This window comes from Klenkia terrae (genome assembly GCF_900491935.1).
Classification (GTDB): Bacteria; Actinomycetota; Actinomycetes; order Mycobacteriales; family Geodermatophilaceae; genus Klenkia; species Klenkia terrae.
On sequence record NZ_UEXK01000004.1, the window covers coordinates 3,210,749 to 3,229,080 of the forward strand.

General features: G+C 74.1%; 14 protein-coding genes and 1 pseudogene. 8 read left to right on the forward strand and 7 right to left on the reverse strand.

Annotated features, from left to right (window positions below):
• Positions 1-8 precede the first annotated feature (8 nt).
• From LFA75_RS16130 to LFA75_RS16140, 3 genes are read right to left on the reverse strand one after another with little or no spacing between them, the layout of a single operon-like run.
• Entirely contained in the window at positions 9-1,631 is a 1,623-nt protein-coding gene (locus LFA75_RS16130) for a phospho-sugar mutase (protein WP_225234632.1), read from the reverse strand.
• Complete coding sequence (locus tag LFA75_RS16135) at positions 1,628-2,452, reverse strand: NAD-dependent epimerase/dehydratase family protein (RefSeq protein ID WP_225234633.1); 825 nt, start codon at positions 2,450-2,452, stop codon at positions 1,628-1,630. The genes LFA75_RS16130 and LFA75_RS16135 overlap by 4 nt, the downstream gene beginning before the upstream one ends.
• A complete protein-coding gene (locus tag LFA75_RS16140) occupies positions 2,449-3,264 on the reverse strand; it encodes a purine-nucleoside phosphorylase (RefSeq protein ID WP_225234634.1) in 816 nt (271 codons plus the stop codon). Before LFA75_RS16140 ends, LFA75_RS16135 begins: the two co-directional genes overlap by 4 nt.
• Positions 3,265-3,330: 66 nt before the next feature.
• On the opposite strand from LFA75_RS16140, the gene LFA75_RS16145 reads away from it, so the two are divergent.
• The 8 genes and pseudogenes from LFA75_RS16145 (at position 3,331) to LFA75_RS16180 (ending at position 14,009) form a co-directional block, all read left to right on the forward strand.
• Positions 3,331-4,476, forward strand: a complete 1,146-nt coding sequence (locus LFA75_RS16145; protein ID WP_225234635.1) for a glutamate--cysteine ligase — start codon at positions 3,331-3,333, stop codon at positions 4,474-4,476.
• Positions 4,473-5,672 carry an amidohydrolase gene (locus LFA75_RS16150; protein ID WP_225234636.1) on the forward strand — a complete coding sequence of 400 codons (1,200 nt, stop codon included), beginning with the start codon at positions 4,473-4,475 and terminating at the stop codon, positions 5,670-5,672. Before LFA75_RS16145 ends, LFA75_RS16150 begins: the two co-directional genes overlap by 4 nt.
• 104 nt (positions 5,673-5,776) lie before the next feature.
• Entirely contained in the window at positions 5,777-7,657 is a 1,881-nt protein-coding gene (locus tag LFA75_RS16155; RefSeq protein WP_225234637.1) for a methylmalonyl-CoA mutase subunit beta, read from the forward strand.
• Positions 7,654-9,858: a methylmalonyl-CoA mutase gene (gene scpA / locus LFA75_RS16160; protein ID WP_225234638.1), complete on the forward strand. Its 2,205-nt coding sequence runs from the start codon at positions 7,654-7,656 to the stop codon at positions 9,856-9,858. Before LFA75_RS16155 ends, scpA begins: the two co-directional genes overlap by 4 nt.
• Positions 9,858-10,829: a methylmalonyl Co-A mutase-associated GTPase MeaB gene (gene meaB / locus LFA75_RS16165; RefSeq protein ID WP_225234639.1), complete on the forward strand. Its 972-nt coding sequence runs from the start codon at positions 9,858-9,860 to the stop codon at positions 10,827-10,829. The genes scpA and meaB overlap by 1 nt, the downstream gene beginning before the upstream one ends.
• A 70-nt stretch (positions 10,830-10,899) precedes the next feature.
• Positions 10,900-12,303 (forward strand): NAD(P)H-quinone dehydrogenase, encoded by a 1,404-nt coding sequence (locus LFA75_RS16170; protein ID WP_318250013.1) that lies wholly within the window; start codon positions 10,900-10,902, stop codon positions 12,301-12,303.
• A 152-nt stretch (positions 12,304-12,455) separates the two neighbouring features.
• Positions 12,456-12,995 (forward strand): annotated as a pseudogene (locus LFA75_RS24145) (fructosamine kinase family protein); the annotation flags it as partial.
• Between the two features lie 387 nt (positions 12,996-13,382).
• Positions 13,383-14,009 carry a C2 domain-containing protein gene (locus tag LFA75_RS16180; RefSeq protein WP_225236127.1) on the forward strand — a complete coding sequence of 209 codons (627 nt, stop codon included), beginning with the start codon at positions 13,383-13,385 and terminating at the stop codon, positions 14,007-14,009.
• Positions 14,010-14,038: 29 nt separating this feature from the next.
• On the opposite strand, the gene LFA75_RS16185 is transcribed toward LFA75_RS16180, so the two are convergent.
• Genes LFA75_RS16185 through LFA75_RS16200 form a run of 4 tightly spaced genes read right to left on the reverse strand, consistent with a single transcriptional unit; the run spans position 14,039 to position 18,282 of the window.
• On the reverse strand, positions 14,039-15,799 hold the full coding sequence (locus LFA75_RS16185; RefSeq protein ID WP_225234640.1) for an acetyl/propionyl/methylcrotonyl-CoA carboxylase subunit alpha: 1,761 nt from the start codon (positions 15,797-15,799) through the stop codon (positions 14,039-14,041).
• A gap of 43 nt (positions 15,800-15,842) precedes the next feature.
• Positions 15,843-16,445 (reverse strand): Maf family protein, encoded by a 603-nt coding sequence (locus LFA75_RS16190; RefSeq protein WP_225234641.1) that lies wholly within the window; start codon positions 16,443-16,445, stop codon positions 15,843-15,845.
• The gene (locus LFA75_RS16195; protein ID WP_225234642.1) at positions 16,442-16,660 is read right to left on the reverse strand and encodes an acyl-CoA carboxylase subunit epsilon; all 219 of its coding nucleotides are present in this window, start codon (positions 16,658-16,660) and stop codon (positions 16,442-16,444) included. Before LFA75_RS16195 ends, LFA75_RS16190 begins: the two co-directional genes overlap by 4 nt.
• On the reverse strand, positions 16,657-18,282 hold the full coding sequence (locus LFA75_RS16200) for an acyl-CoA carboxylase subunit beta (RefSeq protein ID WP_225234643.1): 1,626 nt from the start codon (positions 18,280-18,282) through the stop codon (positions 16,657-16,659). Before LFA75_RS16200 ends, LFA75_RS16195 begins: the two co-directional genes overlap by 4 nt.
• Positions 18,283-18,332: the final 50 nt, after the last annotated feature.

An 18,332-nucleotide genomic window follows, 5' to 3' on the forward strand; every position in this document is an offset into this window, starting at 1 on the left:
CCGGGCGGTCACAGCCCGAGGGCGGTCGACATCTCCGCGCGCAGACGCGCCAGGTCGGCCGTGCCCTGCGCGCGGGCGGCGTCGACACCGTCGGCCACCTCGACGACGGACTGCAGGTAGGCCTTGAGCTTGGGCTCGGTGCCGCTGGGCCGGACCACCACGCGGACGCCGTCCCCGGTCAGCCGCACGCCGTCGACGTCGGGGAGCAGGTCCTGCGCCGCGACCGGCCGGCCGAGCAGCTCGGTGGGCGGCGCGGCGCGCAGCCGGGCCATCGCGTCGGTGATCAGCGACAGGTCGGTCACCCGCACCGACAGCTGACCGGTGGCGTGCAGGCCGTGCTCGGCGGCCAGCTCGTCGAGCCGGTCGAGCAGGGTGCGCCCGTCGGCGGCGAGCTCGGCGGCCAGCAGGGCGACGGCGAGCGAGGCGGAGATGCCGTCCTTGTCCCGGGCCACCTGCGGGGCGACCGCGTAGCCCAGCGCCTCCTCGTAGCCGAAGACCAGCGGCGCCGCCGGCGTGCCGGCCCGGATGATCCACTTGAACCCGGTCGGGGTCTCCTCGGTGGGCTGGCCGTGCGCGGCGGCCACCTCGCCCAGCAGCGACCCGCTGACCAGGGAGCGGGCGTAGGTGCCCGCGACGCCGCGGCGGAGCAGCCAGTCACCGAGCAGGGTTCCGACCTCGTCGCCGGTCAGCTGCCGGCCACCGCAGACCACCGAGCACCGGTCGGCGTCGGGGTCCTCGGCCAGCGCGACGTCGGCGCCGACCCGCTCGGCGAGGGCGACCAGCAGGTCCACCGCGCCGGGCTCCTCCGGGTTCGGGAAGGCCACGGTCGGGAAGTCGGCGTCCGGGTGCTCCTGCTCGGGCACCGCGTGCAGCTCGGCGAACCCGGCGGCGCGGAAGACGGCGCGGGTGGTCGCCGTCCCGACGCCGTGCATCGCGGTGCAGGCGATGGTCAGGTCCCCGCGGCCGGACACCCGCTCGGGCTGCAGCGCGGCCACGACGGCGGCGACGTAGTCGGCCTCGACGTCGTCGCCGAGGGTCTGCCAGTCGTCGGCCCGGGGCAGGTCGCGCGCGGGTCCGACGGCCGCGATGGCGGCCTCGATCTCCCGGTCGGCCGGGGGCACCAGCTGGGCGCCGTCGCCGAGGTAGACCTTGTAGCCGTTGTCCTGCGGCGGGTTGTGGCTGGCGGTGACCATGACGCCGGCGACCGCGCCCAGGTGGCGGACGGCGAAGGAGAGCACCGGCGTGGGCAGCGGGCGCGGCAGCACCTGGACGGCGAACCCGGCGCCGCTGAGCACCTCGGCGGTGACCCGGGCGAACTCGTCGGAGCGGTGCCGGCCGTCGTAGCCGACCACCACGCCCTGCCCGCCGCGCCCCTGGTCGGCCAGGTACCGGCCCAGCCCGGCCGCGGCGCGGGCGACCACGGCGGCGTTCATCCCGCCCGGGCCGGCCCGCAGCGGACCGCGCAGGCCGGCGGTGCCGAAGGTCAGCGGCCCGGCGAACCGGGCGGCGAGCTCGGCTGCGGCGTCGGGGGAGTCGCCGGCGTCCAGCAGGGCCTGCAGCTCGGCGGCGTCACCGGGGTGCGGGTCGGCCGCGATCCACTCCTGGACGGCCGCCCGGTCCACCGCGCTCATGCCTGCTGGGCCCGGGCCGCGACCGCGTCCACGGCGAAGTCGGGTCCGGCGTACTCACCGCCGACCCGGTCGAACTCCACGGTGCCCGGGGTCGGCTCGCCGTGCGCGGCGGTGATGGCCGCGGCGTAGGACTCGGCGTCGTCCACCGGGTCGTAGCCCAGCGCCCGGGCGCTGGTCAGGTCCCACCAGCCGCGGGTGTTGGCCGACACGCCCCAGACCACGGCGAAGCCGGGGGAGGGTGCGGTGAGGGCCGCCTCGACCAGGCCGACGGTGTCGGTGGGGGAGAGCCAGGTGGACAGGTGGCGCGGGGCCCGCGGCTCGGGCAGCGCGGAGCCGATGCGCAGGCAGACGACGTCCAGGCCGTAGCGGTCGACGTAGAGGGAGCCCAACGCCTCCATGGTCACCTTGGACACCCCGTAGTAGGTGTCCGGCCGGGGCTGGGCGTCGGTCTGCGCGTTCTCCGACCGCGGGGACATCCCGGTGGCGTGGTTGCTGCTGGCCAGCACCACCCGGCGCACGCCGGCCAGCCGGGCGGCCTCCAGCGCGACATAGGTGCCCTGGATGTTGGCGTGGCTGATCGCCGCCCAGGAGGACTCGGTGGCGATGCCGGCCATGTGCACCAGGGCGCCGGCGCCCTGTGCGGCGGCGGTGACCGCGGCCAGGTCGGTGGCGTCGGCGACCAGGTGCTCCTCGCCCGGGCGCGGGTCGGTGATCGGGACGACGTCCAGGCTGCGGACCGCGTGCCCGCGCTCGGGCAGCCCGGCACGCAGCAACCGGCCGATGTAGCCGGCCGCGCCGGTGACCAGCACGGGGCCGGTCACGAGCGGCCGATCAGGTCGACGAGGAAGGCACCCAGCCGGGTGGCCGCGGCCTGGCCGGCGGCGAGGACCTCGTGGTGGTCCAGCGGCTGGCCGGTCATCCCCGCCGCGGCGTTGGTGACCATCGACAGGCCGAAGACCTCCAGGCCCTCGGCGCGGGCGGCGATGGCCTCCAGCGCGGTGCTCATGCCGACCAGGTCGGCGCCGAGGGTGGTCAGCATGCGGATCTCGGCGGGGGTCTCGAAGTGCGGGCCCGGGAGGGCGGCGTAGACACCCTCGACCAGGGACGGGTCGATCTGCTTGGCCAGCTCGCGCAGCCGGGGGGAGTAGAGGTCGGTGAGGTCGACGAACCGGGCGCCGACCAGCGGCGAGCGGGCGGTGAGGTTCAGGTGGTCGCTGATCAGCACCGCCTGGCCCACGGTGTGCTGCGGGGAGAGCCCGCCGGCGGCGTTGGTCAGCAGCACGGTGCGCACCCCGGCGGCAGCCGCCGTCCGGATGCCGTGCACGACCGGCTCGACCCCGCGGCCCTCGTACAGGTGGGTGCGGCCGAGGAACAGCAGCACCTTGTGGTCGCCGACGACGACCGAGCGGATCTCCCCGCCGTGCCCCTGCACGGTCGGCGCGGCGAAACCGGGCAGCTCGCCGATGCCCACGCTGGCCAGTGTCTCGCCGAACGCGTCGGCGGCGGGTGCCCAGCCCGACCCCATGACGACGGCGGTGTCGTGGCCATCGCCGAGCGCGGCGACGAGGTCCTCGGCGGCGCGGGCGGCCAGGGCGGCGGGGTCGGTGGGGGAGGTCTCGGTCGGCTGGCTCACCCCCGGCACGCTAGCGGAGGGGACCGACAGCAGGCCCGCTGTCCGCGGCGCTCCTACACTCGCCCGGTGCAGATCCCCTTCACCTCGTCCGAGCGCGCGAGCCTGGGGGTCGAGTGGGAGCTGCAGCTCATCGACCGCGAGACGCGTCAGCTCACGTCCGGTGCCACCGAGATCCTCGCCGAGCTCAAGCCCGACGACGCCGACGAGCACCCCAAGGCCAAGCACGAGCTCCTGCAGTCGACGATCGAGATCATCACCGGCATCTGCGGCACGGTGGCCGAGGCCAAGGCCGACCTGGCCGGCACGCTGGCCGAGGTCGTCACGGCGGCCGACCGGCGCGGGCTGGGCGTGATGTGCGCGGGCACGCACCCGATCACCGACTGGCAGACCCAGCAGATCAGCCCGAAGGAGCGCTACGAGCAGCTCATCGAGAAGATGCAGTGGCTGGCCCGCCGGCTGCAGATCTTCGGCGTCCACGTGCACGTCGGCGTCCGCTCGCCGGACAAGATCATCCCGATCGTCAACGCGCTGACCCAGTACGTGCCGCACTTCCTGGCGCTGTCGGCGTCCTCGCCGTACTGGGTGGGGGCCGACACCGGCCTGGCCAGCGCCCGGTCCAAGGTGTTCGAGGGCATGCCCACGGCGGGGCTGCCCTACCAGCTGTCGGGCTGGGACGGCTTCGAGCGCTACATGGAGACGCTGATCTCCACGCACGCCATCGAGAGCGTCCGCGAGGTGTGGTGGGACATCCGCCCGCACCCGGACTTCGGCACCGTCGAGCTGCGGATCTGCGACGGGCTGCCCACCCTCGACGAGATCGGCGCGGTCGCCGCGCTCAGCCAGTGCCTGGTCGAGCAGTTCGACCGCGAGATCGACCGCGGCTACACGCTGCCGGTGCCGGCGAGCTGGGTGCTGCGGGAGAACAAGTGGCGGGCGGCCCGCTACGGCCTGGACGCCGAGATCATCGTCGACGACCGCGGCACCGTGCAGCCGGTCCGGGAGGCCCTGCGCGACCTGGTCGACCAGCTCACCCCGACGGCCAAGAAGCTGGACTGCCTGGACGAGCTGCACGACGTGCTGCGGATCCTGGAGGTCGGCGGCTCCTACCAGCGCCAGCGTGCGGTGGCCGCGGCCCACGACGGGCGGCTGGAGCCGGTGGTGGACAGCCTGCTGGCCGAGCTGGTGGACGGCCTGCCGACGGCGCCTGCGTGAGCGCCGCCGACGCCGTCGACCGCTGGGTCGACACCCACACCGACGAGCTGGTCGCCACCCGTCGGCACCTGCACGCGCACCCCGAGCTGGGGTTCGCCGAGCACGAGACCACCGCGTACCTGGAGCGCCAGCTGCGCCGGGCGGGGCTGACCCCGCAGCGGCTGCCCGGGGGAACCGGTCTGGTGTGCGACATCGGGTCCGGGGGGCCGGTCACGGTGCTGCGGGCCGACATCGACGCGCTGCCGCTGCCCGACCTCAAGGACGTGCCCTACGCGTCCACCCGCGCGGGGCTGTGCCACGCCTGCGGGCACGACGTGCACACCACCGTCCTGCTCGGGGTCGCCCGGGCGCTGGCCGCGCAGGGCGACCTGCCGGGCACCGTGCGGGCGGTGTTCCAGCCCGCCGAGGAGCAGGTGCCCGGCGGTGCGCTGCAGGTGCTCGAGTCCGGGGCGCTGGACGGCGCGACCCGGGCCTTCGCCCTGCACTGCGACCCCTCGGTCCCGGTCGGCCGGGTGGGCCTGCGCACCGGCTCGATCACCGCCGCCTGCGACCGGCTCGAGGTCACCCTGACCGGTCCCGGCGGGCACACCGCCCGGCCGCAGCTGACCGTCGACCTGGTGCACGCCCTGGCCCGGGTGGTCACCGAGGTGCCCGGCCTGCTGGGTCGACAGGTCGACCCGCGCGCGGCGATGTCCCTGGTCTGGGGCGCGGTGGGCGCCGGCGTCGCGGCCAACGCCATCCCGGAGACCGGGTCGCTGCGCGGCACCGTACGGGTGCTGGACCGCGAGGTCTGGGACGCAGCCGAGGGGCTCGTCCGCCGCCTGGTCCACCGGGTGGGCGAGGACTCCGGGGCGACGGTCGCGGTCGAGTACGTGCGCGGCGTGCCCCCGGTGGTCAACGACCCGCGCGGGGTGGCCCTGCTGCGGTCCGCGGCGATCGAGACCGTCGGCGGCGAGGGCGTGGTGCTGTCCCCGCAGAGCATGGGCGGGGAGGACTTCGGCTGGTTCGCCGAGCGGCTGCCCATCGCGCTGGCCCGGCTGGGCACCCACGGCGGCGGCGACCCGCTCGACCTGCACCGCGGCACGTTCGACGTCGACGAGCGGGCGATCGGCGTCGGCGTCCGGCTGATGGCCCGGACCGCCCTGCACTCCCTGGCTGCGGACGCCGTAGCCCCCTCCCGCGCCGGGACGGTGTGACGGTCGCGACAGCCGGTCCGGGCGCCGTCGTCGGTGGCGTCCGGTAGACACATCGGCGACGCCCACCCCGGCGTTGCACACAGCAGGAGAACGGTGATTCGACGATGAGCCACCCCACCCCCGACGCGACGACCGCGCCGGTCGCACCGCCCGACGACCTGGCCCTGGCCGCCGACTTCCCGCAGCCCACCCTCGACCAGTGGCGCGACCTGGTCGCCGGGGTGCTGCGCAAGGCCGGCCGCGAGGACCTGCCCGAGCCGGTCGAGGAGGCGCTGCGCAGCACGGTGGCCACCGGCGTCTCCGTCCGGCCGCTCTACACCGCGGCCGACACCGCCGACCTGCCCGGCACCGGCGCCCCCGGCCTGCCGCCGTTCGTGCGCGGGTCCCGCGTGGTCCGCCCGGCCCCGGCGGCCGCCGACGGGCAGGCCGCCACCAGCACGCCGGCCGGCTGGGACGTCCGGCAGCGCCACGCCGACCCCGACGTGGGGACGACGAGGGACGCGATCGGGGCCGACCTGGAGCACGGCGTCACGTCGTTGTGGCTCGTCCTCGGCGAGGGCGGCGTCCCGGTCGACGCGCTGGGCGAGGTGCTGGCCGACGTGCTGCTGGACCTGGCGCCGGTGACCCTGCAGGGCGGCCCCGCCGCGGCGGAGGCCTTCCTGGACCTCGTCGCCGGGCGCGAGCTGGCGCCCGGCGGCAACCTCGGCCTGGACCCGCTGGGCGTCCAGGCCGCCTCGGGTGAGGAGCAGGACCTGTCCGGGCTGGCCGGGTTCGCCCGCCGGGCCGCCGAGCACGGCGACCTGCGCACCGTCGTCGTCGACGCCACGGTCGTGCACGACGCCGGTGCGACCGCGGTCGAGGAGCTGGGCTGCGCGCTCTCGGCGGGCGTGGCCTACCTGCGCGCGCTGACCGAGCAGGGCCTGTCGGTGGCCGAGGCCGCGCAGCAGCTGGAGTTCCGCTTCGCCGCCACCGCCGACCAGTTCACCACCATCGCGACGCTGCGGGCGGCGCGCCGGCTGTGGGACCGGGTGGGCGAGGCGGCCGGCGTCCCGGCGCAGGTGCGGGGCATGCGGCAGCACGCCGTCACGTCCTCGGTGATGACGACCGCGCGGGACCCGTGGGTGAACATGCTGCGCACCACCGTGGCCTGCTTCGCCGCCGGTGTGGGCGGCGCCGACGCCGTCACGGTGCAGCCCTTCGACGCCGCGCTGGGCCTGCCCGACGCGTTCGCCCGCCGGATCGCCCGCAACACGCAGGCGCTGCTGACCGAGGAGAGCCACCTGGGTCGGGTGCTCGACCCGGCCGGTGGTTCCTGGTACGTGGAGTCGCTGACCGACGCCCTCGCGCACGCCGCCTGGGACTGGTTCACCGAGCTCGAGCGGGCCGGCGGGTACGCCGCGGCCTTGGCCTCCGGCCTGGTCCGCGACCGGGTCGCCGCCGCCTGGGCCGACCGGTCCCGCCGGCTGGCCACCCGCCGGGACCCGATCACCGGGGTGAGCGAGTTCCCCAACCTGGCGGAGAAGCTGCCCGAGCGCCGGCCGGCGGGGGAGGCCCTCCCGCCGGGGCCCGGCGGGCTGCCGCGGGTGCGGGCCGCGCAGGCCTTCGAGCAGCTGCGCGACCGGTCCGACGCACCCGGTGACCGGCCGGCGGGCTACCTGGCGACGCTCGGCAAGCCCGCCGCGCACACCGCACGGCTGTCGTTCGCGACCAACCTGTTCCAGGCCGGCGGCCTCGCCACGCCGTCCGGCGACGGGGCCGCGGACCTCGGCGGGGCCACGGTCGCCTGCATCTGCGGCGCCGACCGCGACTACGCCGCCGCCGCGGACCTGGCCGCCGAGCTCCGTGCGGCCGGTGCGCAGCGGGTCTGGCTGGCCGGCAAGCCCGACCTCGCCGTCGACGGCGTCGACGGCTACGTGTTCGCCGGCTGCGACGCCGTCGACGTCCTGACCACCACCCTCGACGAGCTGCTGGGAGCACGGGCATGAGCGGCATCCCCGACTTCGGGTCCCTCGAGCTGGGCACCACCGACCCCGCCCCGGCCGCCGCGTGGGCCGAGGAGTTCGCGCAGCGCACCGGCCGGTCGGTGGGGGAGGCGACCTGGGAGACGCCCGAGGGCATCGCCGTCCCGCCGCTGCTGACCGACGACGACCTGGCCGGGCTGGACCACCTGGACGGGCTGCCCGGGCTGCCGCCGTTCGGCCGCGGGCCCTACCCGACGATGTACACCACCCAGCCGTGGACGGTTCGCCAGTACGCCGGGTTCTCCACCGCCGCGGCGTCCAACGCCTTCTACCGGCGCAACCTGGCGGCCGGGCAGAAGGGCCTGTCGGTCGCCTTCGACCTGCCCACCCACCGCGGCTACGACTCCGACCACCCGCGGGTGCCCGGCGACGTCGGCATGGCAGGGGTGGCGATCGACTCGATCTACGACATGCGGCAGCTCTTCGACGGCATCCCGCTGGACCGGATGAGCGTGTCGATGACCATGAACGGCGCCGTGCTGCCGGTGCTCGCGCTCTACATCGTGGCGGCCGAGGAGCAGGGGGTGGCGCCGGAGCAGCTCTCCGGGACCATCCAGAACGACATCCTCAAGGAGTTCATGGTCCGCAACACCTACATCTACCCCCCGGGGCCCTCGATGCAGGTGATCAGCGACATCTTCGCCTACACGTCGCAGAGGATGCCGCGCTTCAACTCGATCTCGATCTCCGGGTACCACATCCAGGAGGCCGGGGCGACGGCCGACCTGGAGCTGGCCTACACCCTCGCCGACGGCGTGGAGTACCTGAAGGCCGGCCGGGACGCCGGGATGGACGTCGACACCTTCGCCCCGCGGCTGAGCTTCTTCTGGGGCATCGGCATGAACTTCTTCATGGAGGTCGCGAAGCTGCGGGCGGGCCGGCTGCTGTGGGCCAAGTTGGTCGAGCGGGAGGGCGCGACCAACCCGAAGTCGCTGTCGCTGCGCACGCACTCGCAGACCTCGGGCTGGTCGCTGACCGCGCAGGACGTCTACAACAACGTCGTCCGCACCTGCGTGGAGGCCATGGCCGCCACCCAGGGCCACACGCAGTCGCTGCACACCAACGCCCTGGACGAGGCGCTGGCGCTGCCGACCGACTTCTCCGCCCGGATCGCCCGCAACACTCAGCTGCTGCTGCAGCAGGAGTCGGGCACGACCCGGGTCATCGACCCCTGGGGCGGGTCGGCGTACGTGGAGAAGCTGACCGCAGACCTGGCCCGCAAGGCCTGGGCGCACATCGAGGAGGTCGCGGCGCACGGCGGGATGGCGCAGGCGATCAGCGACGGCATCCCCAAGCTGCGCATCGAGGAGGCCGCCGCCCGCACGCAGGCCCGGATCGACTCCGGCCGGCAGCCGGTGATCGGGGTGAACAAGTACCGGGTCGAGGCCGACGAGGCCATCGAGGTGCTGCGGGTGGACAACGCCGACGTGCTGGCCCAGCAGGTGCAGCGGCTGCGGGAGCTGCGCGAGGAGCGGGACACCGCGGCGTGCGAGGCGGCGCTGCGGAAGCTGACCGAGGCCGCCCGGGCCGCCGCGGACGGCAAGCGGGGGCAGGAGCTGGAGATGAACCTCCTGGCCCTCGCGGTGGACGCCGCGCGGGCGAAGGCGACGGTCGGGGAGATCTCCGACGCCCTCGAGGAGGTCTACGGCCGGCACGCCGGTCAGGTGCGCACGATCTCCGGGGTGTACCGCGAGGAGGCAGGGGAGGGTGGTCCGGTGGAGGAGACCCGCCGGCTGACCGAGGCCTTCGCCGAGGCCGAGGGACGTCGTCCGCGGATCCTGGTGGCCAAGATGGGCCAGGACGGCCACGACCGCGGCCAGAAGGTGATCGCCACGGCGTTCGCCGACCTGGGCTTCGACGTGGACGTGGGGCCGCTGTTCCAGACGCCGGAGGAGGTCGCCCGGCAGGCGGTGGAGGCCGACGTGCACGTCGTCGGGGTCTCCTCGCTGGCTGCGGGCCACCTGACCCTGGTGCCTGCGCTGCGCGACGCCCTCGCCGAGCTGGGCGCCGAGGACGTGCTGATCGTGGTCGGCGGGGTGATCCCGCCCGACGACGTGCCGACGCTGCGCGAGATGGGGGCAGCGGCGGTCTTCCCGCCCGGGACGGTGATCGCGCAGGCGGCGCAGGAGCTGCTGCGCGAGCTGTCGTCCCGCCTCGGTCACTGATGGAGCTCGCCGAAGGGGTGCTGGCTGCCGACCGGCGGTCGGTGGCCCGGGCGATCACGCTGGTGGAGTCCCGGCGGGCCGACCACCGGGAGCGCGCGCAGGAGCTGCTGGTCGAACTGCTGCCGCACGCCGGTGGTGCCCGCCGGGTGGGGATCAGCGGGGTGCCGGGGGTCGGCAAGTCGACCTTCATCGACCAGCTGGGCATCGACCTGACGGCTCAGGGGTCGAAGGTGGCGGTGCTGGCCGTGGACCCGTCGTCCGCCCGGTCGGGGGGCTCGATCCTGGGCGACAAGACCCGGATGGCCCGGCTGTCGGCGGACCCCGCCGCGTTCATCCGGCCCTCGCCGACCGCCGGCACGCTGGGCGGGGTCGCCCAGGCCACCCGGGAGTCGATGGTGGTCGTGGAGGCCGCCGGCTACGACGTGGTGCTGGTGGAGACCGTCGGGGTGGGGCAGAGCGAGACCACCGTCGCCGAGATGGTGGACACCTTCCTGTTCCTCACGCTGGCCCGCACCGGTGACTCGTTGCAGGGCATCAAGCGGGGGATCCTGGAGATCGCCGACGTCATCGCGGTCAACAAGGCCGACGGCCCGTCCGCGGGCGATGCCCGGACGGCGGCCCGCGAGCTGGCCGGGGCGATCCGGATGCTGCGCGGTGCGTCGGACTGGGACGTGCCGGTGCTGACCTGCGCCGGGCTCACCGGGGAGGGTCTGGCCGAGGTGTGGGCCCAGGTGGTCGCGCACGAGGAGCGGCTGCGGGCGTCGGGGGAGTTCGAGCGGCGGCGGCAGGCGCAGCAGGTGCGGTGGACCTGGCAGCTGGTCCGCGACGGCCTGGACGCCCGGCTGCGCGAGCACCCCGCCGTCCGGGCGTCGGTGGGGGAGCTGGAGCGGCAGGTGCTGGCCGGTGAGCTGACGCCGGCGCTGGCGGCGCGGGAGCTGCTGACGACGTTCCTGGCCGACCCGACCCCCTGACGCCGGACGTCGGGCTCCGGACCGGGGACACTGGAGGGGAACCCCGCCCGCACTGCCCTGGAGCTCACCCATGACCCGCATCGTGATCATCGGCGGCGGACCGGCCGGCTACGAAGCCGCCCTGGTCGCCGCACAGCTGGGTGCCGAGGTCACCGTCGTCGAGCGCGACGGCCTCGGCGGCGCCAGCGTGCTGACCGACTGCGTGCCGTCCAAGACCTTCATCGCCGCGGCCGGCGCGATGACCGCGGTGCGCGACTCCGCCGTCCTCGGCCTGCAGGGCACCGACCTGGCCACCGTCAGCTTGGACCTGGCGACGGTCAACCAGCGCATCAAGGGCCTGGCAGTGGCGCAGTCGGCCGACATCCACGCCCGGCTGGAGAGCGTCGGGGTGCGCTGCGTCAGCGGCCAGGCCCGGCTCTCCGACGAGATCCGCGGGCTGATCGCCCACCGGGTCGAGGTCTGCGACTTCGACGGCGGGGTTCAGCAGGAGATCGAGTGCGACGTCGTCCTGATCGCGACCGGCGCCGACCCGCGGGTCCTGCCCGGCTCGGAGCCCGACGGTGAGCGGATCCTGTCCTGGCGCGACGTGTACGAGCTCGAGGAGCTGCCCGAGCACCTCGTCGTCGTGGGCTCGGGCGTCACCGGGGCGGAGTTCGCGTCCGGGTACCTGGAGGCCGGCGTGCCGGTCACCCTGGTCTCGTCCCGCGACCAGGTGCTGCCCGGTGAGGACGCCGACGCCGCGGCCGTGGTCGAGCAGGTGTTCCAGTCCCGCGGCGGCAAGATCGCTGAGCGCGGGCGCGCGGAGTCGGTGAAGCGGACCGCGACCGGCGTCGAGGTGCGGTTGACCGACGGCCGGGTGGTGACCGGGTCGCACGCGCTGATGACCGTCGGCACCGTGCCCAACACCGGCGGGCTGAACCTGGAGCAGTGCGGGGTGGTCACCTCGCCGTCCGGCCACGTCGTCGTGGACCGGGTCTCGCGGACGTCGGTCTCGGGCATCTACGCCGCCGGCGACGTGACCGGGGTGTTCCAGCTGGCCTCGGTGGCGGCCATGCAGGGCCGCATCGCGATGTGGCACGCGCTCGGCGAGGCGGTCTCGCCGATCCGGCTGAAGACGGTGGCCGGCAACGTCTTCACCCACCCGGAGATCGCCACGGTCGGCGTGCAGGAGAAGACCCTGCCCGAGGGGTCGGACATCGAGAGCGTCCAGCTGCCGCTGGCGACCAATGCGCGGGCCAAGATGAGCGACCTGCGCGACGGGTTCGTCAAGATCTTCGCCCGGCGGTCGACCGGGGTCGTGGTGGGGGGTGTGGTCGTTGCTCCGGGTGCCTCGGAGCTGGTCCTGCCGATCACGCTGGCGGTGAGCAAGGGGCTGACCGTCGACGACCTGGCGCAGACGTTCTCCATCTACCCGTCGCTGTCGGGCTCGATCACCGAGGCCGGGCGGCGGTTGATGAACAGCCAGGACGACTGAGCCGGCGGGTCGCCGTCCCGGGCGGGGACATCTGCGTCGCGTACCGGGAGGAGCGGCCCGGGGGACCGGTGTTCGTGAAGGAGCTGGGCAGGGCGCCCGAGGGCTTCCTCGCGCCGCCGAGGCGCAGGGGCTGGACAGGCTGCGGGTCGCCGGTGCCCGAGGTCATGGACGTAGGACCCACGTCCCTGGTGCTCGCCTGGCTCGAGGCTGGCGCACCGTCCTCGGACGCAGCGCGGAGGTTCGGGCGGAGCTCGCCCGGCTGCACGCCGCGCCGCAGAACGCGTTCGGGGGCGCCCGGTTCGTGGCGACGGTGCCGTTGGACGGCACGCGGTTCGACCGCTCAGCGATCCGCGCAGCTCAGGGCGCCGTTCTTCGCCGAGGCCCGCCTGCTGCCCCTCGTGCGGTTGGCGGTGGACGCCGGGCACGTGGACCGGGACGCCGCGTCGGCGGTGGAGGCGGTGTGCGCCCGGTTGGACGAACTGGCCCCGGCGGAGCCGCCGTCCCTGCTGCACGGCGGCCTGTGGAGCGGCAACCTGGTGTGGGGCACGGACGGCCAGGTCTGGTTGGCGGACGCGGCGGCTGTGCACGCCGGGCACTCGGAGGCAGACCTCGCGCTGCTCCACCTGTTCGGTGCGCCCGTCCTCGACGAGGTCGATCGCGGCTACCGGGACATGCGACCTCTGGCCGACCGGTGGGAGGACCGGTTGGGGGGCACCGGTCGCACCCGCTGCTGCTGCACGCGGTGCTGTTCGGCGGCGGGTACGGGGCGCGGGCGGGTCAGGTGGCTCGAAACTGCCTCGGACGGGTGCCCTCCTCAAGGTGAGCCCCGGCCGGGCCGATCACCTGGCAGGTCCCCACTGCTCAGGAGTCACACGTGTCCCAGGTTCGACGTCGCCGCGCGCTGCGCTGCACCGTGCTCGCCGCGTCCGCAGCCGTGCTGGCGTCCTTCGTCGTCGCGCCGGCCGCCCAGGCCGACACCCCCGCCGCGACCACGGCGGAGCCCAGCACCGACCTTGCTCCTACGACGACCGCCGCCCCCACGGCGTTGCCGGGGGGGCGGGCAACTCCGTGGGGGNCCGGTGGCCAGTTGGGAGTCCTTGTCGGCCGTGGGTGGCCAGGTGGTGGTGTCGGGTTGGTCGGTGGACCCGGATCAGGTGTCTGTGTCAGGTGCGGTGCACGTGTACGTCGATGGTGTGGGTGTGGCGGTGACTGCTGATGGTGAGCGGGGTGATGTGGCTGCGCGGTTCCCTGGTGGCGGTTCGCGGCACGGGTTCTCCTACACCGCGCGGGTGGCGCCGGGGGTGCACTCGGTGTGCGTCTATGCCATCGACGTGGATCCGGCTGCTCGGCACGCTGCGCTGGGGTGTCGGTCGATCACGACGCAGTTGGCGTCCCCGGTGGCCAGTTGGGAGTCCTTGTCGGCCGTGGGTGGCCAGGTGGTGGTGTCGGGTTGGTCGGTGGACCCGGATCAGGTGTCTGTGTCAGGTGCGGTGCACGTGTACGTCGATGGTGTGGGTGTGGCGGTGACTGCTGATGGTGAGCGGGGTGATGTGGCTGCGCGGTTCCCTGGTGGCGGTTCGCGGCACGGGTTCTCCTACACCGCGCGGGTGGCGCCGGGGGTGCACTCGGTGTGCGTCTATGCCATCGACGTGGATCCGGCTGCTGGGCACGCTGCGCTGGGGTGTCGATCGATCACGACGGCGTGAATCGTCACCACGCGGCCGGGACCGGGCAGTCAGGAGTTCTGCGACTCCGTGATCGTGCACAAAACCGCGCCGCTGGTGACGGTGGCACCGACCTCGGCCGACAGGCCGGAGATCGTGCCGGCCTTGTGCGCCACGATCGGCTGCTCCATCTTCATCGCCTCGAGCACGACTATCAGGTCACCGGCGGCCACGGTCGCGCCGTCGGAGACGGCGACCTTGACGATCGTGCCCTGCATGGGCGAGGTGAGGCTGTCACCCGAGGCGGCAGCGCCACCGGATCCGCCACCGCGCTTGCGGGGCTTGGCCTTGGCGCCGGCGGATGCTCCACCCCCGGCGGCCAGGCCGGCCGGCAGGGAGACCTCGAGCCGGCGTCCCCCGACCTCGACGACGACGGTCTGCCGTTCCTCGGGCTCCTCGGTCTCCGCGGCCGCCCCGTGCGGCTGCACCTGGTTGTCCCACTCGGTCTCGATCCACCGGGTGTGCACGGTGAACGGCTCGGAGGTGAAGGCCTCGTCGCGGACCACGGCGCGGTGGAACGGGATGACCGTGGGCATGCCCTCGACGACGAGCTCGTCCAGCGCCCGGGCGGCCCGCTGCAGCGCCTCGGCACGGGTGGCACCGGTGACGATCAGCTTGGCCAGCATGGAGTCGAAGGCCCCGGCGACCTCGCCGCCGGCCACGACGCCGGAGTCCCACCGCACGCCCGGGCCCTGGGGCACCGACAGCGCGGTGACCGGGCCGGGGGCCGGCATGAAGTTGCGGCCGGCGTCCTCGGCGTTGATGCGGAACTCGATGGAGTGCCCGCGCGGGGTCGGGTCCTCGGTGATCTCCAGCGGCAGGCCGTCGGCGATGCGGAACTGCTGGCGGACCAGGTCGATGCCGCTGGTCTCCTCGCTGACCGGGTGCTCGACCTGCAGCCGGGTGTTGACCTCGAGGAAGGAGATGTCGCCGTCCACCCCGACCAGGTACTCCACGGTGCCGGCGCCGACGTAGTCAGCTCCCCGCACGATGGCCTTGGCGCTGGAGTGGATGCGCTCGCGCTGCTCGTCGGTGAGGAACGGCGCCGGGGCCTCCTCGACCAGCTTCTGGTTGCGGCGCTGCAGCGAGCAGTCCCGTGTGCCGACCACGACGACGTTGCCGTGGGTGTCGGCGAGCACCTGGGCCTCGACGTGCCGGGGCTTGTCCAGGAACTTCTCCACGAAGCACTCACCGCGGCCGAAGGCGGAGACCGCCTCGCGGACGGCGGAGTCGAACAGCTCGGGGATCTCCTCCATGGTGCGGGCGACCTTGAGTCCGCGGCCACCACCGCCGAAGGCGGCCTTGATGGCCACGGGCAGACCGTGCTCCTCGGCGAAGGCCACGACCTCGTCGCCGCCGTTCACCGGGTCGGTGGTGCCGGGGACCAGCGGAGCGCCGACCTTCGTGGCGATGTGCCGGGCCTGCACCTTGTCGCCCAGGGCGATGATCGCCGCGGGGGAGGGGCCGATCCAGGTCAGCCCGGCGTCGAGGACGGCCTGGGCGAAGTCGGCGTTCTCGGAGAGGAAGCCGTAGCCGGGGTGCACGGCGTCGGCGCCGGACTCCTTCGCGACCTCGATGATCTTGTCGATCACCAGGTAGGACTCGCCCGGGGTGTTCCCGCCGAGGGCGAAGGCCTCGTCGGCGACCCGCACGTGCAGGGCGTCCCGGTCGGGCTCGGCGTAGACCGCGACGCTGGTCAGCCCGGCATCCTTGCAGGCGCGGGCGACCCGGACGGCGATCTCACCACGGTTGGCGATCAGGACCTTCTGCACAGTGCACAGCCTCCTCGATGTGGGCGGACTCCGGCCAGCAGGCTCAGTGGTCCCAGAACTCGGTGATGGTCAGCCCCAGGCGGCCCAGCTGGACCCGCAGGAGCGGCAGCGACAGCCCGATGACGCCGGTGGGATCGCCCTCGACCCTCCGGACGAACGCAGCACCCAGGCCGTCGAGGGTGAACGCCCCGGCGACCTGCAGCGGCTCGCCGGACGCGACGTAGGCGTCGATCTCGGCGTCGGTGGGGGTGGCGAAGTGGATCGTCGTCGACGACACGGCCACGTCGCGGCGGGCGACCGCACCGCCCTGCACGTCGAACAGGGCCTGACCGGTGTGCAGCACCCCGCTGCGCCCGGCCATCCGGCGCCAGCGCTGCCGGGCGTCGGCCGCGTCGGCGGGCTTGCCCAGCGGCTGGCCGCGGAACTCCAGCACGGAGTCCGCGCCGATCACCAGCGCGTCGGACTCCTGCCGGGCCACGGCCTGGGCCTTGGCTGTGGCCAGCAGGGCGACCAGCTCGGCCACCCGGGGGGAGCGGGTCGCGGTCTCGTCGACCCCGCTGACGACGACCTCGGGAGCGAGCCCGGCCTGGCGCAGCAGCTGCAGCCGGGCCGGCGAGGCGGAGGCGAGGACCAGCCGGCGGGTCATGCGAACCGTCCCGAGGCGCGCCAGCCGCCCGGACCGTGGTGCAGGGGCCGCCGGACGGCGTCCGACCGCGACGCCCAGGCGCCGACCGGGGTGGGCCGGGGGCGGTCCCGGCGCTGGGACAGTGCGGCGACGACGGCGGTGAGGGCGGCCAGCTCCTCGGCCGACGGCTCGCCCCGGACGACCCGCAGCAGAGGGCGCACGACGTCGTCGCTCACAGCGGGATGTTCCCGTGCTTCTTGGCCGGCAGGGTCTGGCGCTTGTTGGCCAGCACCCGCAGGGCCTTGGCGACCTGGATCCGGGTGTGGGAGGGCAGGATGACGGCGTCCACGTAGCCCCGGTCGGCGGCGATGTAGGGGTTAGCCAGGGTGTCCTCGTACTCGGCGATCAGCTCGGCCCGCCGCTCGTCCGGGTTCTCGGCGTCGGCCAGCTCGCGGCGGTACAGGATGCCGACGGCGCCCTGGGCACCGACGACGGCGATCTGCGCGGTGGGCCAGGCCAGGTTGACGTCGGCGCCCAGGTGCTTGGAGCCCATGACGTCGTAGGCGCCGCCGTAGGCCTTGCGGGTGATCACCGTGACCAGCGGGACCGTGGCCTCGGCGTAGGCGTAGATGAGCTTCGCGCCGCGGCGGATGATGCCGTCCCACTCCTGCGACGTGCCCGGGAGGAAGCCCGGCACGTCGACGAAGGTCAGGACCGGGATGTTGAAGGCGTCGCAGGTCCGGACGAACCGGGCGGCCTTCTCGCTGGCGTCGATGTCCAGCGTGCCGGCGAACTGGGTGGGCTGGTTGGCCACCACCCCGACCGGCCGGCCCTCGACCCGGCCGAAGCCGGTGAGGATGTTGGGGGCGAAGAGCTCCTGCACCTCGAGGAACTCACCGTCGTCCAGGACGTGCTCCAGGACGGCGTGCATGTCGTACGGGCTGTTCGCGGAGTCCGGGATGAAGGTGTCGAGTTCCCGGTCCTCGTCGGTCACGCCCTCGACCGAGGTGTCGACCGCGGCCACGTCGAGGGCCGGCAGCGGGTCCAGGTTGTTGGCCGGGAGGTAGGACAGCAGCGCCTTGACGTAGTCGATGGCGTCCTCCTCGTCCGAGCCGAGGTAGTGCGCGACGCCGGACTTGGTGTTGTGCGTGCGCGCGCCGCCGAGCTCCTCGAGGGTGACGTCCTCGCCGGTGACGGTCTTCACCACGTCGGGCCCGGTGATGAACATCTGGCTGGTCTTGTCGACCATCACCACGAAGTCGGTCAGCGCGGGGGAGTAGACGTGCCCGCCTGCGTTGGCGCCCATGATCAGCGAGATCTGCGGGATGACCCCGGAGGCGTGCACGTTGCGGCGGAAGATCTCGCCGTACAGGCCCAGGGAGACCACGCCCTCCTGGATCCGGGCACCGCCGCCCTCGTTGATGCCGACCACCGGGCAGCCGTTGGTGAGCGCGAAGTCGAGCACCTTGACGATCTTCTCGCCGTAGACCTCGCCGAGGCTGCCGCCGAAGCTGGTGACGTCCTGGCTGAACACCGCGACCGGACGTCCGTCGACCGTGCCGTAGCCGGTGACCACGCCGTCGCCGAAGGGCCGCTTCTTCTCCAGCCCGAAGTTCGTCGACCGGTGCCGGGCGAACTCGTCGAACTCGGTGAAGGAGCCCTCGTCGAGCAGGAACTCCACCCGCTCGCGGGCGGTCATCTTCCCGGCGGCGTGCTGCTTCTCCACGGCCTTGTCCGAGCCCGCGTGCAGGGCTTCGGCCTGGCGCCGGGCGAAGTCGGCGAGCTTGCCCGCGGTGGTGTGCACGTCGACGTCGTCAGGGACGTTCTCGCCGGCGTCCTGCAGTTCAGCCGCGCTCACTCGGGACCTCCCAGGCCATCAGCCTCGCTCGGGTGTGCCCGCTCCGCTGC

Coding starts and splice junctions, on each gene's coding strand:
- LFA75_RS16130 (WP_225234632.1), bottom strand. CDS start 1,631: ATGAGCGCGGTGGACCGGGCGGCCGTCCAGGAGTGGATCGCGGCCGAC.
- meaB (WP_225234639.1), top strand. CDS start 9,858: ATGGAGCTCGCCGAAGGGGTGCTGGCTGCCGACCGGCGGTCGGTGGCC.
- LFA75_RS16170 (WP_318250013.1), top strand. CDS start 10,900: ATGACCCGCATCGTGATCATCGGCGGCGGACCGGCCGGCTACGAAGCC.
- scpA (WP_225234638.1), top strand. CDS start 7,654: ATGAGCGGCATCCCCGACTTCGGGTCCCTCGAGCTGGGCACCACCGAC.
- LFA75_RS16190 (WP_225234641.1), bottom strand. CDS start 16,445: ATGACCCGCCGGCTGGTCCTCGCCTCCGCCTCGCCGGCCCGGCTGCAG.
- LFA75_RS16155 (WP_225234637.1), top strand. CDS start 5,777: ATGAGCCACCCCACCCCCGACGCGACGACCGCGCCGGTCGCACCGCCC.